Raw genomic sequence first — 17,906 nt, 5'->3', positions numbered from 1 at the left:
CGTATAACCCCTTATGAATGAGTGAGATAGCATTCTACGCAAAAGAGCCGCACCCTCACCCAATACACGCGTCGAGGAGCACGGACTGGAAGGTATGCGTGTTGGGATTGACCGACGAGGCGCTCATCGACAGGCCGGGTCGAGGCCTTGGCAAGTTGGTCCGGCTTCGGTGATCCACATGCGTGGATCGGGTCACGCCGTCTTCTCAGGCCGCATACAACGTCCGCCCTTCGCGCAGCACCGCCGGTATCACTGTCGACTCGTTGTCCTTCCACTGAACCATCTGCGCCTCGTGGACCACGTACGGATCGAGTAGCGGCTGACCTTCTTCGTGCCGTATCGCCCGCAGGATGCACTTCATCGCTTCCCTTCGGTCTCCGTCACGAATGGCGACGAGCAGGTCGATGTCGCTCTTTGGTCCCATCTCCTCTCGCGCCCCGGAGCCGAACAGCATGATGCGACTTGGCGTCACCGCCTGGACGATGCTTCGCGCAACCCGTTTCAGGTAACCCTCGTCCGGTCCGCCGGAGAGATCCGTCAGCCAACTGCTGTCGTGTTCCGGGCACTCTTTCGTTGACGCATCCTTTCGGTCCGATCGTCTCCCGGCAGTGGACACACCAGGCGTAAACGGGTAGCCAGCTCGCTGTCGCGCAGGCGGCCGGGCCGGGCGCGATTCCGCACGAGCGGTAGTACTCCCATACGTCGACCGTCGTCTTCGCTCTCGCCTGCCGCCCTCTTTGCGCCTGGATCCATTCGTCCACTTTCGCCGGGTGTCCAAAGCATGCAACGGTCATCACCGGCGGTCCGGTCGGCCGCACCGGTACTCCTGCCATCTCCACGCTATCGATTGCGCGGTCGGGCATGGTCACCTGGACGAGGCTGTAGTCCGGCGGGAAGTCCGTCGTCTCGAAGTGCAGCCACGCCGGCGTTCGCACCGGTCCAATCGTGCCCGGCAGCACGACTCGGTGGCGCCCTTTCAGGGTCCTTCGCCGGTTTGCTCCTTCCGGGCTTTCCGGACCCTGGTGCAGCGTGTCCCTGGCCGCTGCGCGCAGCACCGCGTCGAGGTTACTTGCCCGTTCGATGCCGTCGGCCCTGAAGCGGTAGAAATCGCAACATGCTTCGAGGTAGTCACTTCGTTCCGGCAAGTCCTTCTGCATTTCATTGCAGCGCGCTGCCGCTGTCCTGGCCGAAACCGTTCTCATGCCGTCACCTCCTCCAGCTTGCTCCTCTCTACTGGGTACTGTCGGCTTCCCGGCTCCGACCGACCCGCGACCGCCCGGAGCGCCAGCGCCAGGACCCGGGCAAACCGCGTCGGCGCGGGTCTCGCCGTAGCACAGTACCCCGGCGAGGTCCGGCACCTCCGCCAGTCACCGGCCATCGTCCTCGCGGTCGAGCGCGATCCTCAACGTCATGGCAGTCTCGTAGAATGCACCCGGCGCCCGGAATCAGCGTAGCACGGCCTGCACGGCGGCAATACTTGGCGATCCGTATGGAGACTACGTACAGGAACGACCCGCGGCGGAATCGGCACGACACCGGCGACAGGCGGCGGGGCCGCCGGTGATCGACGCCGGCCGTCTGCTCACGGACCTCACGCGCCTGCGGGCGGACCTCGAAGACGACCTGCGTGCGCGGTGCGGGGAACGCCCGGACCTGGAAGCGTCCCTTCAGCAGGAGTACCGCACGGCGATCGGGCGCGAACGCACCGCCGATACCTACGACGCCTGGCGTGAAGAGCGCCTGACGCAGGTGGCCGTCGCCTGGATTCTCGGATGCGTCTTCGTGCGCTTCCTCGAAGACAACGCCCTGGTCGAGCCGCCGCGCCTTTCCGGCCCCGGCGACCGGCGCACGCGGGCGCTCGACGAGCACAACCTCTATTTCCGAGCGCACCCGACGGATACCGACCGCGAGTACCTGCTGCACGTCTTCCATGCGGTCGCGGCGCTGCCGGTCGCCGGACATCTCTTCGACGAGCGGCACAATCCGCTCTGGTCCGTCGACGCCGAGATGCTCTCTGGCGACGCGGCGACGCGGCTGCTCCGGCTGTGGCAACGGATCGATCCCGACTCGGGCGTCCTCGCGCACGATTTTACGGACGGGACCTGGGATACGCGCTTCCTGGGGGATCTGTACCAGGACCTTTCCGAGAGCGCGCGCAAGCGCTACGCGCTGCTCCAGACGCCCGAGTTCGTAGAGGAGTTCATCCTCGACCGCACGCTCACGCCGGCCATCGAGGAGTTCGGTTTCCGTGAGGTGCGCCTGATCGATCCCGCGTGCGGCTCGGGACACTTCCTGCTGGGCGCGTTCCGGCGCCTGGAAGCGCTGTGGGCGCGGCGCGAGCCGAGCACGAACCCGCGCGAGCGGGCTACCCGCGTTCTCGAACAGGTGGCGGGCGTGGACCTGAATCCCTTCGCTGCCGCGATCGCGCGCTTCCGCCTGTGCGGCGCCGCGCTCAATGCCTGCAAGGTGCGTCGTCTCGCCGCCACGCCGGCCTTCGAGATGCACGTAGCCGTCGGCGACTCCCTGCTCCATGGGCCGCGTCCCGACATGGCCGGGGCACGACAAGAGTACCTCGAAGGCGTCGCGACGGAGCCCCTCGGGTACGTCTACCGTACGGAAGACGCCGAGGCCCTCCGGGCCATCCTCGGCCGGCGCTATCACGTCGTGGTCGGCAACCCGCCCTACATCACGCCGAAGGACAAGGCGCTGAACCAAGGCTACCGGGAGCGTTTCGGCTCCTGCTACCGCCAGTACTCGCTCGCGGTACCGTTCACGGAGCGCTTCTTCGACCTCGCCCATGCGCCCGCGCCCGATGCGGAGGAGCCGGCGGGCTTCGTTGGGATGATCACGGCCAACTCGTTCATGAAACGGGAGTTCGGCAGGAAGCTGATCGAAGAGTTCATCCCCCGTTGGGACATGACCCAAGTGGTGGACACTTCAGGCGCCTACATTCCCGGTCACGGGACCCCCACGGTGATCTTGTTTGGCAGGCATCGCCGACCCGTTGCCGGGTCCGTGCGAGCAGTGATGGGGATTCGTGGTGAACCAGCGATACCGAATGACCCGGCGACCGGGCTCGTCTGGTCAGCAATCGTCGCGCAGATCGACCAAGCAGGGTCGGAGAGCGAGTTCGTGAGCGTCTCGGACGTACCGCGAGAACGGTTCCGGAGACATCCTTGGAGTATCGGCGGAGGCGGAGCGGCCGAACTCCGGGAGCAACTGGCCGAACTGGCCGAGACGGCCCGGACCATGCTCAGCGATGTGGCCAGCGATATTGGCTGCATTGCAGTCACTCGCGAGGATGATTGCTTTCGCATCGGAACCGGTGTCGCAAGGCGCCACGGCGTGGCGGTCGACCACATCCGTCCGCTGGTGGCAGGCGAAGAAGTCCGTGACTGGAGGATTTCTCGATCAGTTGGGTCTATATGGCCATATGATCCGCTAACGCTGGAGACAGTCACGGAAGGACGCATGGTGACTTTTCTTTGGCCTTGGCGAACACAGCTTGCGTCACGCGTTGCCTTCGGAAAGTCGCAGATCGAGCATGGTTTGCAATGGCACGAATACTCCATGTTCTTTCGCGAGCGGTTCCGCAATCCGGCCAATCGATCTCGCTCAAACGATAGACTCACTTGCACAAGAGCGGACTCAATTGCTTCCCGCCGCTCTGATCACAGGGGATGTACTGTCGGCCGACTGTCTGGAAACAGGACGCATTCGCGCCAAGAGAATCCACGAGCAGATGATCGCCCTGCAAGAGGAGCTCGACTGGCGCTGCTATCGGCTCTACGGCGTAGCGGAAGATGACCTTTGCATGCCACGTGGTGACGCACCCGCCATCCGCCTCGGCGAGCGAGCCTTCGAGATCGTCCTGGCGCGAAAGATCGCGGCGGGCGGAGTCCAGACGAAGTGGTTCGAACGGCACGGCTCGACGCCCATCAAGGAAATCCCCGCGCGCTGGCCAGCGGCGTACCGAGATCTGGTCCATCGTCGGGTCCAGGCCATCGAGAAGGACGCGAGCATCGCTCTGATCGAGCAACCTGAGTACAAGCGCCGCTGGAATGACGAACCGTGGGAGACGCAGCAAGAGCGGGCGCTCCGAGGCTGGCTGCTCGATCGGTTGGAAACCCGGTCGTTCTGGTCGGAGCCGCGCCTGACGACCACCGCGGCACTGGCGGACCGGATGCGGGAAGACGCGGAGTTCCTGCAGGTGGCGGAGCTGCACACCGGGCGTCCGGACTTCAACGTGGCGAAGCTGGTGGCCGGTCTGGTCGAGGACCAGAGCGTCCCGCTGCTGCCGGTCCTCCGCTACAAGCCGTCCGGACTCCGCAAGCGCGAGGCGTGGGAGCGCACGTGGGACCTCCAGCGGCGTGAGGATGCGATCGACGCGCGGGCGAAGCTGTCCGCAGTGAATCCGGAGCGCTTGGCCCCGGAGCAGGCCGCGGCGCTGAAGGCGAAGGAGATCGGAACGATTCCCGCACCCCCGCGGTATACGTCGGTCGACTTCCGGAAAGGCGTCTGGTGGCGCCTGCGCGGCAAGCTCGACGTGCCGAAGGAGCGCTTCGTCAGCTTGCCGTTCTGCGAGCGCGAGGCGGATCCGTCGCTGGTGATCGGCTGGGCGGGCTGGAACGTACTGGAGCAGAGCCGGGCGATCGCCGCGTACTTCCATCAGATGCGGGAGCAGGAAGGCTGGACGGCGGAGCGGCTGACGCCCCTCCTCGCGGCGCTGCTGGAGCTGCTGCCCTGGGTGCGCCAACATCACAACGCGCCCGATCCGGAATTCGACACCGGCATGGGCGACTACTTCGAGGGGTTCATCGACGAAGAGGCGCGGTCGCTCTCGCTCACCCATGCGGTGATCCGCGCCTGGGCGCCGCCCGCGGGCCGCGCCCGTCGCGGCAATCGGCGGCGTTCCTCCGCTGTCGGGGCGTGAACGCTGGTCAGGAGGGTACCCGAATGGCCGCCACGGAGATCGAATGGACCGACGCCACATGGAATCCGGTAGCCGGCTGCACGGTTCTTTCCCCCGGCTGCGCGAATTGCTACGCAATGCGCATGGCGGCGCGGCTCGACGCGATGGGGCAGGCGAAGTACCGTTCCCTTACGCACCGAAGCGGGGAACGATCCGTCTGGACAGGCGCCGTGCGCTGCGACGAGGCGAGCCTGGACGTTCCGCTCCGGTGGCGGAAGCGGCGGTTCGTGTTCGTCAATTCCATGAGCGATCTATTCCACCCCGGCGTACCGGAATCTTTCATCTCCAAGGTGTGGAAGACTATGGCCGCGGGACGGCAACACACGTTCCAGATCCTGACCAAACGCCCCGAGCGCATGCAACGTCTCGCCGAGCGTCTTCCCCTCCTTCCGAACGTGTGGCTCGGCACGAGCGTCGAGAGGTCCGACTACCTTTGGCGCCTCGGCGAGCTCAGGGCAACCCGCGACGGTCCTGAGGTTCGCGTCGTTCGAGCCGCTGCTCGGCCCCGTGACCGGCGCCGATCTCAGCGGGATCCACTGGGCGATCGTCGGAGGGGAGAGCGGCCCCGGAGCACGTCCGATGAAAGCCGAATGGGTCCGGGCGATCCGTGAGCAATGCGAGGAACAGAACGTCGCGTTCTTTTTCAAGCAATGGGGCGGAACGCTCAAGAGGCTCACGGGGCGCAGACTCGACGGTCGTACGTGGGACGCCAGGCCGTCAGTTCCGGCAACGGCCGGGGAACAGCAGGAGCGATCCGCCGGGGCGCCGGTAGAATCGGTCTGAAGCAGGCTCCGTGCTATGACCTTCAGATGGCGCCCCGGCGAGCCTCCGCCGCCGATCGAGGAACACAGCAAGGCGAAACTCAACGTCCTGCGCCGCTACCTGCGCGCCTACTTCGACCGTTTGGGCGTCAATCCTTCCCGCGAGGAGTTCAAGCTCGACCTCGTCGACGGCTTCTGCGGCGGGGGTACGTTCCAGGACGGTGGCGGAACCGAATCGGGTACGCCTCTGGTCATGATCGAGGAATCCGAGGCGGCGCGAGCACGCCTGAACCGGGGCCGCTCAAAGCGTCTGCATCTCGACTGCAAGTACTATTTCGTCGACGCGGATCCCTTCATACCGCACATCTACAGGCGGCCTTGAACGAGCGCGGTTACGCCGATCCCGAAAGGGTCATTCTTCGAAACAGCCGGTTCGAAGACGAGGCGGACGCAATCATTACTGCCATTCAGAGCCGTCAGCCGCGGGCTGGCCGAGCCATATTTCTTCTCGATCAGACAGGATTCGCACGTGTCGAGTTGGGCCTGGTTGCCAGGATACTTCGTGAGTTGCGTGCAGCGGAAGTCATCCTGACGTTCGCCGCCGATGCGCTCGTCAACCATCTCTCGACAGCGCCCGCCAACGTCAAGGCGGTGTCGCCGCTCCAACTGACGCGGCCACGGATACAGGACCTGATTCGACTCAAGGACGGCGCCGGCGGACGAGCGCTTGTCCAGCGGACGCTACGCGACCATATTCGCAATACCACCGGGGCGACGTATGACACGCCCTTCTTCATTCGACCCCGCCAGTCGCGGCGGGCGCTCTGGTTCCTGCACCTGTCGAGACATCCGACCGCGCGCGACGTCATGATTCAACGCCATTGGGACATATCGGGCACGTTCGAGCACTACGGCTCCGGCGGCTTCGACATGCTTGGATGGGACGCCTTGCGATCCACCGATACGTTACGATTGTTCCGTTTCGAGGAACTCGAAGCGGAAGAGATGCGCGTGCAGCTTCTCGATTCCCTGCCGCGGGAGCTGCATGCCCTCGTCGTCGAGGAACCCGTCACCGTGCAGACGGTGCGGCACGTGCTCGCGAACAGGACGGCGGCCAGATTCTCCGATCTCGACGACACGGTCATCGAACTTGCCCGCGCGAAGGAAATCGACATCTTGAACGCCGACGGCAAGCCGAGGTCGCGGAGCCTTGCGGAGACTCCGGCCCGATGATCGGATCGCGACGCCTCGGAGGCCCCTGCTGCGCGGGCTGTCCCTCAGATGATAGCTGTGGCCAGCGACGACGTGGGAGCTTCGTCGAAGGTGTAACCTGTCGCTGGAAGGTGATTCCGAGATCCCCATAAGGCTGAAGGGAACGAGACGCATGGGCGCAACACACGTGACAGTCACGATCCGCAACCCCGCCGACCCGGACAGAGCTTGGGAAGGACTGTTCCTCGTGGACACGGGCGCGACCGACTCGCTCGTCCCGCGACCGCACCTGGAGGCCATCGGACTGCGGCCAAAGGGCCGCCGCGTGTACGAACTGGCGAATGGGGACGAGCTCAAGATGGAGATCACAACCGCTGACATCGAGTTCATGGGCGAGATTGTGGGCGGCACAGTCCTCTTCGGCGAGGCCGATACCGAGCCGCTGCTCGGCGTGACCGCCCTCGAGTCCGTCGGCATCGAGGTCGACCCGACCAACCAGCGGCTGAAGCGACTGCCCGCGGTACGGCTCAAGACCGTGCGGCGGCGATGACAAGAGAGCTTCGTCGAACGTGTAACCTGTCGCTGGAGGGTGATTCCGAGGTCTCATGAGCGCATCGACGGAGACGACGCCTGCGCGCCCGGCGCCCGACTTGCCGCGGTACGGCTCAAGACGGCACGGTCCGTAGATTGCGTACAGACAGCAACGGTGTCATAGTGACAGCATGGCTGTCCAAATCACGGTGCGCAACGTCCCCGAAGCGGTGCGCGACGAGCTCGCTGCCCGGGCCGCCCTGGCCCACAAGTCGATGCAGGAGTACTTGCGCGGCGAACTCGAAAGACTGGCGTCGAAGCCGTCCATCGATCGATGGCTCGAGCGGGTGCGCGAGCGCCAGAACACCACCGGGACACGCCTGCCGGCCAGCGAGATTCTGCGCCATCTCGATGCCGGCCGGCGCTGAGACGCGATGGCGTCCGTCGTCGTGGATGCATCGGTGCTCGTTGCGGCGGTGCTCGATACCGGATCGGACGGCGACTGGGCCCGCGGCGTAATCGCCGAAAAGCACCTGATCGCTCCCCAGTTGGCTCCTGTCGAGGCCGGTAACGTGCTGCGGCGCGCCGAGGTGGCGCGTGAGATTTCCAGCCCGGAGGCGACGTCGGGCTATCGGGACATCGTCGGCCTGAGGATCGAGCTGCTGCACTTCGAACCGTTCGCCGAGCGGATCTGGGAGATGCGGTTCAACCTGACCGCCTACGACGCCTGGTACGTCGCCTGCGCGGAGGCGCTGGCCGTACCCCTGGCCACGCTCGACATCCGCCTGAGTCAGGCACCCGGTCCCACCTGCGGATTCCTGTTGCCCGACCCAGGCGCGGCGTCATCGGAGGAACCGTCATGAGACGGCTCGGCCCGACGGAGATCATCACCGCTCCCGGGTCGGTTCGGATGCCGAGGGCTCCTGCATGACGCTGATCCGCGACCTGATCGACATCCCGGAGCGGGTCCACCGCGACGACTTCGTCCTCCGGCTCGCCGAGGGCGTGACGAACCCCGCCGAGACGCTCCGGACCTACGTCGTGACCCCGCAGCTCGCCGACGCCTTCGACCGGGCGCTCGATCTCATCAAGGGCGCCCTCGCGTCCCGCTCCAGCAAGGCCGCCTACCTGCACGGAAGCTTCGGCAGCGGCAAGAGCCACTTCATGGCCGTGCTCCATCTGCTGCTGCAGCAGGACGCGGCGGCCCGCGCCACCGAGGGCCTCGAAGGCGTCGTCACACAGCACGACAACTGGCTCGCCGACAAGCGGTTCCTCCTCGTTCCCTACCACATGATCGGCAAGCCGAGCCTGGAGGCCGCCGTGCTGGGCGGCTACGCGGCGCGCGTGGCCGAGCTGCACCCGGACGCGCCCGCGCCGGGGTCTACCGCACCGAGGGACTCTTCGAGGATGCCCGCCGGCTGCGGGCGCAGATCGGCGACGAGACGTTCTTCGCGCGCCTCAACGAGACCGCGTCGAGTGCCGGCGAGGGTGCTGCCGGCTGGGGCGATCTGTCCGAGCAGTGGGACGCGGCGAGCTTCGAGGCGGCGCTCGGCGCGCCGGCGGGGGCCGAGGCGCGCAGCCGGCTGGTCGCCGCGCTGATCGACTCCTTCTTCCGGGGCTACCGCGACGTGGCGCGGGGGAGCGACGAGGCGTTCGTGCCGCTCGACGAGGGACTGGCCGTGATATCGCGTCACGCCCGCGACCTCGGCTACGACGCCCTGGTGCTCTTTCTCGACGAGTTGATCCTGTGGCTCGCGACCCATGCCGCCGATTTCCGGTTCCTCAACGAGGAGGGGCCCAAGGTCTCGAAGCTGGTCGAGGCGGAGACGGCTGGCCGGCCGATCCCGATCGTCAGCTTCGTGGCGCGCCAGCGCGACCTGCGCGAGCTGGTCGGCGAGCAGGTGACCGGGGCGCTGCAGCTCGGTTTCGCGGACGTCCTGCAATGGTGGGAGGCGCGTTTCGAGGGGATCACGCTGGAGGACCGCAATCTTCCGGAGATCGCCGCCCGGCGCCTGCTGCGCCCGCGAGATCACGGGGCGCGCCAGCAGATTGACAGCGCCTATGCCGAGACCGAGAAGGTTCGCCGGGACGTGTTCGAGACGTTGTTGACCCCGCGCGCGGACCGCGCGATGTTCCGCAAGGTCTACCCCTTCAGTCCCGCACTCGTGGAGACCCTGGTCGCCGTCTCGTCGCTGCTCCAGCGCGAGCGGACCGCGTTGAAGGTGATGCTGCAGATCCTGGTCGACGGGCGCGAGACGCTCGACCTGGGCGAGATCGTCCCGGTCGGCGACCTGTTCGACGCCCTCGCCGAGGGCGACGAGCCGTTCACCGAGAGCACGCGCCACCACTTCGAGAACGCGCGGAACCTCTACCGCCGGAAGCTCCTGCCGCTCATCGAACGCCGGCACGGGATCTCGAAGGCGGAGGCCGAGACGCGTCCGAAGAGCGACACCGCGGCGCGCGCTCTGCGCGCGGAGGATCGACTCGCGAAGACGCTGCTGCTGGCGGCCCTCGCGCCCGAGGTCGAGGTGCTGAAGAACCTGACCGCGGGGCGGCTTGCGGCGCTGAACCACGGGTCGATCCGGACGCCGATCGAGGGACGCGAAGGCCAGGAGGTACTGCGGCGCTGCCGCGCCTGGGCCGCCGAGATCGGGGAGGTTCGGATCGGTGACCATCCGGCCAATCCGACCATCGCCATGCAGCTCTCGGCGGTGGATACCGAGAGCATCCTCGCCGACGCCGGCCGGCACGACAACACGGGCAACCGGCGCCGGCTGATCCGGGAGATCCTGTTCAGCGAGCTCGGGATCGAGGATCGCGACGAGCTCATTCTCTACCACGACGTAGCGTGGCGCGGCACGGAACGCCGCTTCGAGGTCATCTTCGCCAACGTACGGGAACTGCCGGACGAGTCCCTCTCGACCCGCGGGGACGAACGCAAGGTGATCGTCGATTTCCCCTTCGACGAGCCGGGCCGCACGCCGGCCGACGACCTGGCGCGTCTCAACGACTTCCGCGGGCGCGACGCGCGGGCGCGGACGCTGGTCTGGCTGCCGTCCTTCCTGAGCGCCGCGGCCCAACGCGATCTCGGTACGCTCGTCAGGATCGACCACGTCCTGCGCGGTGACCGGCTGCGCGACTTCGCGGCGCATCTCTCGCCGGTCGATCGGGCGTCCGCGCGCGAACTCCTGCGGAATCAGCAGAGCCAGCTCCGGCAGCGCCTGATCCACTACCTGGAGGGCGCCTACGGGGTCGAGAATCCGCCTCCGGGATCGGTCGACCAGTCGCACCCGCTGGCGGAGCACTTCCAGTCGCTCGAGCCCGCCTTCGAGCCGCGGCCGCCGGCGCGAGCGCACCTGCGGGGCGCACTGGAGGGCCTGTTCGATCAGATGTGCGCCAGCCAGTACCCGGCGCACCCGGATTTCGGCGCGCCGGTCAAGACGACGGTGCTGCGCCGGGTGCGCGTGCGGTGCAGGAGCAGGAAGGACGCATCCCCATCGACAAGCCGCTCCGCCCGTCGCGTTCCGGCGGCACGGCGGTCCGTGGACGGCGACGCTCGACGATCTGCCCGGCGACGTGGAGCTGCGGGAAGAGGAGTTGCCGTCGCAGGAAGCGTGGAAGACGGCCGGCGATCGCGCGAGCAAGGTGTTCGGACTGACGGTGTCTCCGCTGCGCAACGCGGCCAACGCAAGCGACTTCGCGGAGCGTCTCGGGCAGGCCGCTGCAGAACAGGCCGCCGCCTGCGGCGAACTGGTCGAGCGGTTGGCGGCCATCGGGGCGGACTTCTCCATCGCGGAGGATGGCGCCAAACGGCTTCGCACCGCCCGTGCGACCCGCGCGCTCGTCCAGGCTCTGTCTGCGCTCCGCGGCAAGGCGCGGGTCGAGAAGCTCGCCGAAATCCAGCCGGACACGTCCCTCGAAGCGATGGGCACGAGCTTCCGCAAGGCGGATGACGTCCTGGAGGTTCTCCGGCGAACCCATTGGAAGCTCTTTGCAACGCTATCCGAGTTGGCGGACGACCGCGCCGACGCCGCCCAGCTCCTTCTGCAGGAACTTGTGGAGGTCATGGCCGCCGACGAGTACGCCGTGGCGCTCGGTCACCGACTGCCCGAGATCGAGAACCGGACCGTCAATCTTCTGGCGCGCCCGGTCCCGGCGGAGCCGCCGCCACCATCACCATCACTGCCGCCGGGGAAAGGCAAGGGAACCGGTGGGGGCGGCACGTCCGTACGCGAGGGCGTTCTCGTTGACCAGGGGGCGCACGGCGATCTGAATCACGAACGGCTGCGCGAGGTCACCGCGAGGCTCGAAGCATTGCTCCGGAAGGAACCGGCCGCGCGACTGGAGATCACCTGGAAGCTCCTGCGTGACCGGAAGGATGGCGCATGAGCAGTGTGCCTTCGTTCGCGCAAGTACGTGCCCAGGTCGAGTCGATCCGGCACCGGTATCCGGACGCGCGCGCCATCGGCATTGGCATGCCGGCGTTGGACGAAGCGACGCCGGCGCCGTCCGTGCTGCGGGCCGGTTCCGAGGAACTGTCCGTCATCCGGTGCGGCTCGGTGTTGGCTTTGCGCGAACGCTTCGTCGATCTTCCTGCGGCCGGGCCGCCGCTCGTGGTGCTGACGGATCTGTCGGAGGCGGAGTTGGGCGACGACCTCGTCGCGCGACTCGCCCACCGCAGGCTGTTTCCGATCGATCCGTGGCAGCTCGTGAAGGAACGGTTCAAGGTCCTGCATGTCGACCCGCGCCTCGTCGAACGTCACGCCTGGGCCGCGCGCGCGCTCCTCGACGCCGAGCCCGAGGACGGATACTCCCCGGTCCCGAGCGGTTTTCTGGATGCCGAGACGGCCTGGCGACACTTGTTCGAGGCCCTCGCCGGCATCCCGCGCGGCGCGCGGGACCCGGAGGCGCTCGTCGCCTGGGCGCTGGATGGCGCACCCGCGGAGAAACTGGACGCTCTGCCGGAGGCGGTGCGCACCGGACTGGCGGTCGCCTCCGAGGCCAGCGTGGGTCGGACGGCGCGGGCGATCTTCGAGTGCGCGGGACGACTCGGGCGCGGGACGGTCTCCGTTGGTCTCGTGGCGCGCGTCCTGTTCGATCCGGAGGCGCAGGGCGACGAACGGGCGGCCAAGGCGAGAGGCAAGCTCGAGGCCCTGCTCGGCCTGCACGATCTGGACGCGGAGCTTGCCCGCGGGTGGATCGACGCCGCCGAGGATGTGGTGCGGCGGCGTCTTGCTCGTCGTGCGGATTCCGGGCCGGCGCCGCCGGCGGAGTCCTTCGGGACAGTCATGGCGGTGCTTGCCGATGCCGACGTCCTGCTGCAGGAGTTGGGCGCGACGGACCTTGCGTGGCGGAGCGGGATCCTGCGGGCGTCCCTCGACCAGCGGCTTGGCGATCTCGCGCGGGAGCTGGTCGCGTTCGTCGACAGCAAAGCGCACGAGATGCCGGCGGCGTTGCGGGACGCCGCCGGCAACGTGCTCGACCACGCACTCTCGGCGAAAGAATCGCGTCGTCCGCTGGGTGTCGAAATGGCTCTGCGTCTGGCCGGCTGGCTCGCCGCCCGCCGCGGTGGTGTTGCGGCAAGCCGGCAGTCGTTCGGCGAGGCCACACGCGCGTATCGATTCGCGGGCGGCTTCGTGGACTGGGCCCGCACGTGCCTCTGGGACGGCGACTCTTCACCGCGGCTCGGGGAGGCGTACGCCGCCCTGGCGCGGCAGGCCGACTTGGCGCGGCAGCAGGAGAACCGGGAGTTCGGGAGGCTCCTGGCGGGCTGGCCGGGCTCCGGACCGCACGACCGGAGCCTGCTGGGTGTCGAGGCGGTGCTCGACCGCTGGATCGCCCCCCTCGCCCGTGTGCAACCGGTGCTCGTGCTGGTCATCGATGCGATGAGCATGGCGGTCTTCAGGGAGCTGGAGCGCGATCTCGTCTGGCGCGGATGGGTCGAGCTGGTGGCGGGAGAGAAGCCGGAGCGTCCCGTGGTCATTGCCGGCCTGCCCACGGTGACCGAGGTGTCGCGTACGAGCCTGTTGTGCGGGGAGATCGTGTCCGGCAATTCATCGACGGAGAAGGACGGATTTTCCGGACACGCGGGACTGCGCTCGGCTTGTGCACCGGCGGCGCCGCCGGTGCTGTTTCACAAGGGTGACCTCCGGGAAGCCGGCGCGGCGGGAGTTCCCCGCGGCGTTACGGAATCCATTGCCGATCCCGACCACCGGGTCGTCGGCGTCGTGATCAACGCGGTCGACGACCACCTCGCGAAGGGCGAGCAGGTGCCGGTGCGATGGACCGCGCGGCAGATCCGGCCCGTCGAGGAACTGCTCGACGCCTGTCGCTCCAGCGGCCGGGTCGTCGTCCTCGTGAGCGACCATGGTCATGTGCTCGAACGCGGGACCGAGCTCCGAGACGCGGACGGTGCGGAACGTTGGCGCCCCGTGTCGGGAGCACCCGCGGACGACGAGATCCTGCTTCAAGGTCCGCGTGTCGTCACCCAGGGCCGGCGCCTGCTGGCGCCATGGAGCGAGCGGGTCCGCTTCGGGATGAAGAAGAACGGCTATCACGGCGGCGCGACGCTTCAGGAGGTGGTGCTCCCGTTAGGCGTCTTTGCCTTGCCGGAGACCGCGGCGCATGTCGCGGGCTGGCGCGAAGCCGCTGAGGAGATCCCCGGCTGGTGGCAATGGCGGGTCGAGACGGTTCCGGCGGCCGAGCCCGGTCCCGCGGCGCTGGATGCCGACCGGCAGGCGCTGGCACGGGTGCAGCGTGTCCTGGCCGCGCTCGACGCCCGCGGCGGCAAGCTCACCGGACCTGCGCTGGCCGAGCATCTCGGTGTTCCGCTGTTTCGGCTCGGCGGCATCGTGTCCGCCTTGCGCCGGATCCTGAACGTCGAGGGGTACGACGTTCTGTCCGTCGACGACGCGTCCGAGACCGTCCAGTTGAACCGCGATCTGCTCGACACGCAATTCGGTCTCGCGAGTGACAGGAAGCAGCTTTCCGGGGCCGGCCGGTGATCAGCTCCCAGCGGCGTAACGAGATCGTCGACGCGCTGCGGCGCGGAACCGTCCCGCGGCGGAGTCTGGATGCGTTCGCGGTCGGCCTGGAGGGGTTCGAGACCGTGGTCGGCGAGGAGCTGGCAGCCGTCGCCGCGGGGAGCGCGAAGTTCAAGGCGGTACGCGGTGAGTACGGCAGTGGGAAGACCTTCTTCGTGCGGTGGTTGCAGGAACGCGCGAAGCACGAAGGATTCGCTGCGGCCGAAGTGCAGATCTCCGAAACGGAGACGCCCCTGCACCGCCTCGAAACCGTGTACCGCCGGCTGACAGAACGTCTGTCTACGGCCGATACGCAGCAGGGCGCCCTCCGGTCCGTACTCGACAACTGGTTCTATGCGCTGGAGGAAGACGTTCTGGCCGAGGGCGGCGTCGCGGAGGACGACGCCGGCGCGCTCCTGGTGCAGACGACCGAACTCATGGAACGGCGTCTCGCAGCGGTCGCCCGCCACGCGCCGGCGTTCGCCACAGCGCTCCGCGCCTGGCGACGGGCGGTGTCGGGGAGCGAGCGCGCCACGGCGGAGGCGCTCCTGGCCTGGATCGGCGGGCAGCCCAACGTCGGCGCAGCGGCCAAGCGGTACGCCGGCGTCAAGGGGGATCTCGATCACTTCGGTGCGCTCAGCTTCCTCCAGGGCCTGCTCGTCATCCTGCGCGACTCCGGTTTCTCGGGGCTGGTGGTAGTGCTCGATGAGGTCGAGACGCTCCAGCGGGTGCGCAGCGACGTGCGGGAGAAGAGCCTGAACGCCCTCCGGCAGGTGCTCGACGAGATCGACTCCGGGCGCTTCCCGGGTCTCTACTTCGTGATCACCGGGACGCCTGCGTTCTTCGAGGGTCCGCAAGGCGTGCAGCGCCTGCCGCCGCTCGCCCAGCGGCTCGCCGTGGACTTCTCCGGCGCTCACCGGTTCGACAACCCGCGGGCGCCGCAGGTGCGATTGCAGAACTTCGACCTCGCTCGCCTGCAGGGCGTTGGTCGGAGGATTCGTGATCTCTACGCCGATGGCGCCGCTGCCCCGGAGCGCGTTCTGAAGCGTGCGGACGATTCATACTTGAACAGCCTGGCCAGCGCCGTTAGCGGCGGCCTGGGGGGCCGGGTCGGCATCGCGCCGCGCGTCTTCCTCAAGAAACTGGTCCAGGACGTGCTCGATCGGATCGACCTGCACCCGGACTTCGATCCGCGACGCGACTACGCCCTCACCCTGACCGACGGCGAGCTCACCGACGTCGAGCGCAACGCCCGCGCGATGACCAGTCCGGACGACATCGAGCTGGAACCGTGAGTCACGAATCCGGGTTCCAGCGCCTGCACCCCGCCCTTCAACATCACATCGTCAACTCGCTCGGGTGGACGTCGCTCCGACCGCTCCAGGAGCAGGCCATCGGCCCCGTGCTGGATGGTGACCACGTGCTGCTGCTGGCGCCCACCGCCGGCGGCAAGACCGAGGCAGCGGTGTTTCCGCTTCTGTCGCGGATGCTCACCGAACAATGGGGCGGGTTGAGCGTGCTCTATGTGTGCCCGCTCAAGGCTCTCCTGAACAACATCGAATCGCGTCTCCGGACCTATGGTGTCCTGGTCGGACGGCGCGTGGAGCTTTGGCACGGCGACGTCGGCACCGCCCGGCGACGGGCGATCATGCGCGATCGTCCCGATCTGCTGCTGACCACACCCGAGTCGATCGAGGTGATGCTCGTGTCGAGCCGCTCGGATCCGCGAGTACTTTTCCGGGATGTCCAGGCGGTTGTCGTCGACGAGTTGCATGCGTTCGCCGGAGACGATCGCGGCTGGCATCTGCTCGCGGTACTGGAGCGCGTGCGCCTGTTGGCCGGCCGCGACGTTCAGCGCCTGGGTCTGTCTGCGACCATCGGGAATCCCGCGGCGTTGCTCGAATGGCTCGCGCCCGCTTCGTCCCGGCCACGGCAGGTTGTCGCCCCGCGCGGCGACGCGGCGAAGCCTGCGACCGTGCAACTGGACTACGCGGGCGGTATCCGAAACGCCGGGAAGGTGATCTCCGCGCTGCACCGGGGCGAAAAGCGGCTCGTGTTCTGCGACAGCCGCGCCCGCGTCGAAGCCCTGGCCGCCGACCTGCGGCAGTCCGGGACCGAGACGTTCGTCTCCCACAGCTCCCTCGGCCTGGACGAGCGCCGGCGTTCCGAGGAGGCGTTCTCTCAGAGCCGCGACTGCGTCATAGTCGCCACGAGTACGCTGGAGCTGGGAATCGACGTCGGCGACCTCGACCGCGTGATCCAGATCGACGCGCCGGCGACCGTTGCGTCCTTCCTGCAGCGGCTGGGCCGTACCGGGCGCCGACCCGGCACGGTCCGGAACTGTCTCTTCCTGGCAACGTCGGACGACGGATTCCTGAGAGCGTCCGGTCTGCTGCGACTCTGGCTCGAAGGCTATGTCGAACCTGTCGTACCGCCGCCGGAGCCGTTTCACATCTTCGCGCAACAGCTCCTGGCCCTGGCCTTGCAGGAAGGACGTATCGGGCGCCGAACGTGGCGCGATTGGCTGAATCGGATGCCCGCGTTCCGGGCGGTGGCGCAGCAGCACCTCGATGACATCATCGAGTTCATGCTGACGCGTGGGATGCTGTACGAGGACGGCGGGATGCTGTCGATGGGTGTCGAGGGAGAGCGCGCCTTCGGCCGCCGGCATTTCATGGATCTCATGTCGGTGTTCACCAGCGAGCCGCTCTTCTCCGTGCGGCACGGACGGACGGAGCTCGGTCTCGTGCATCCGCTCTCGTTTCTGGTCCGCCGCGACGGTCCGGTCGTGCTCCTGCTGGCTGGCAGGAGCTGGGAGGTGACGCATGTGGAGTGGGACCGGCGCGTCGCCTACGTGAAGGCAACCACGGGGAAGGGGCGTTCACGCTGGATCGGACCGGGAATCCCTCTCGGCTTCGATCTCTGCAGGGCGATTCGGCGGGTTCTCGACGAAGGAACCCACGGAGTCCGACTCAGCAGGCGCGCTCGGACGAAGCTGGACGAGATCCGTGAGAGCTTTTCCTGGGTCGACGCCGCCGGCACCGCCATCGTTCGTGACGCCACGGGCGCCAGCCGTTGGTGGACGTTCGCGGGCCTTCGCGCGAACATCACGCTCGGAGCGTTGATTGGAACGCTCCCCCTGCCAGCGTCCCGCGACAATCTCTCGATTCGGCTGCTGGATGGCGTCGGCATCGAAGAATTGAGGAGACGACTCGATGCAATAGAGGTGGAGACGACGGAGGAAGCCCTCCCTATCACCGATGAAGCTGTCGATTCGCTGAAGTTCTCGGCGTGTCTGCCAAGGGAGCTGGCGGTTCGAACCCTTCGCCAACGCGGCCTGGACCGCGAGGCGGTACGCAAATGTCTGGAGGAACGGATTCGGCAAGTCGCCTTGGCGTGACAGGGCAG

Annotated in this window: 8 protein-coding genes and 3 pseudogenes; 10 read left to right on the top strand and 1 reads right to left on the bottom strand. The window is 67.6% G+C overall.

Features of this window, described 5'->3' with window-relative positions; genetic code table 11:
- Positions 1-205 precede the first annotated feature (205 nt).
- Complete coding sequence (locus F4X11_00995) at positions 206-505, bottom strand: nucleotidyltransferase domain-containing protein (GenBank protein ID MYN63598.1); 300 nt, start codon at positions 503-505, stop codon at positions 206-208.
- A gap of 1,055 nt (positions 506-1,560) precedes the next feature.
- Between F4X11_00995 and pglX the strand changes: the two are divergent.
- From pglX to F4X11_00945, 10 genes and pseudogenes are all read left to right on the top strand, one after another.
- Positions 1,561-4,933 (top strand): annotated as a pseudogene (gene pglX, locus F4X11_00990) (BREX-2 system adenine-specific DNA-methyltransferase PglX).
- 23 nt (positions 4,934-4,956) lie between these two features.
- A pseudogene (locus F4X11_00985) lies at positions 4,957-5,755 on the top strand (phage Gp37/Gp68 family protein).
- 26 nt (positions 5,756-5,781) lie between these two features.
- Positions 5,782-6,966, top strand: coding sequence for a three-Cys-motif partner protein TcmP (tcmP, locus tag F4X11_00980; protein MYN63597.1), 1,185 nt, complete (start codon positions 5,782-5,784; stop codon positions 6,964-6,966).
- A 151-nt stretch (positions 6,967-7,117) separates the two neighbouring features.
- Positions 7,118-7,495, top strand: coding sequence for a clan AA aspartic protease (locus F4X11_00975; protein ID MYN63596.1), 378 nt, complete (start codon positions 7,118-7,120; stop codon positions 7,493-7,495).
- 172 nt (positions 7,496-7,667) lie between these two features.
- Complete coding sequence (locus tag F4X11_00970; protein ID MYN63595.1) at positions 7,668-7,904, top strand: hypothetical protein; 237 nt, start codon at positions 7,668-7,670, stop codon at positions 7,902-7,904.
- Between the two features lie 6 nt (positions 7,905-7,910).
- Positions 7,911-8,339 carry a type II toxin-antitoxin system VapC family toxin gene (locus tag F4X11_00965; protein MYN63594.1) on the top strand — a complete coding sequence of 143 codons (429 nt, stop codon included), beginning with the start codon at positions 7,911-7,913 and terminating at the stop codon, positions 8,337-8,339.
- A 64-nt stretch (positions 8,340-8,403) separates the two neighbouring features.
- A pseudogene (locus F4X11_00960) lies at positions 8,404-11,865 on the top strand (hypothetical protein).
- Entirely contained in the window at positions 11,862-14,480 is a 2,619-nt protein-coding gene (pglZ, locus tag F4X11_00955; protein MYN63593.1) for a BREX-2 system phosphatase PglZ, read from the top strand. Before F4X11_00960 ends, pglZ begins: the two are co-directional and overlap by 4 nt.
- Positions 14,477-15,793 (top strand): BREX system ATP-binding protein BrxD, encoded by a 1,317-nt coding sequence (gene brxD / locus F4X11_00950; GenBank protein MYN63592.1) that lies wholly within the window; start codon positions 14,477-14,479, stop codon positions 15,791-15,793. Before pglZ ends, brxD begins: the two co-directional genes overlap by 4 nt.
- A complete protein-coding gene (locus F4X11_00945) occupies positions 15,790-17,898 on the top strand; it encodes a DEAD/DEAH box helicase (protein MYN63591.1) in 2,109 nt (702 codons plus the stop codon). The genes brxD and F4X11_00945 overlap by 4 nt, the downstream gene beginning before the upstream one ends.
- The last annotated feature ends 8 nt before the right edge of the window (positions 17,899-17,906 follow it).

This window comes from Acidobacteriota bacterium (genome assembly GCA_009861545.1).
In the GTDB taxonomy this organism is placed as follows: Bacteria; Acidobacteriota; Vicinamibacteria; order Vicinamibacterales; family UBA8438; genus WTFV01.
The sequence above is the reverse complement of the archived record's forward strand: the minus strand, read 5'-3'. Positions and strand labels throughout refer to the sequence as shown.

Coding starts and splice junctions, on each gene's coding strand:
- F4X11_00970 (MYN63595.1), top strand. CDS start 7,668: ATGGCTGTCCAAATCACGGTGCGCAACGTCCCCGAAGCGGTGCGCGAC.
- tcmP (MYN63597.1), top strand. CDS start 5,782: ATGGCGCCCCGGCGAGCCTCCGCCGCCGATCGAGGAACACAGCAAGGC.
- F4X11_00965 (MYN63594.1), top strand. CDS start 7,911: ATGGCGTCCGTCGTCGTGGATGCATCGGTGCTCGTTGCGGCGGTGCTC.
- F4X11_00975 (MYN63596.1), top strand. CDS start 7,118: ATGGGCGCAACACACGTGACAGTCACGATCCGCAACCCCGCCGACCCG.
- pglZ (MYN63593.1), top strand. CDS start 11,862: ATGAGCAGTGTGCCTTCGTTCGCGCAAGTACGTGCCCAGGTCGAGTCG.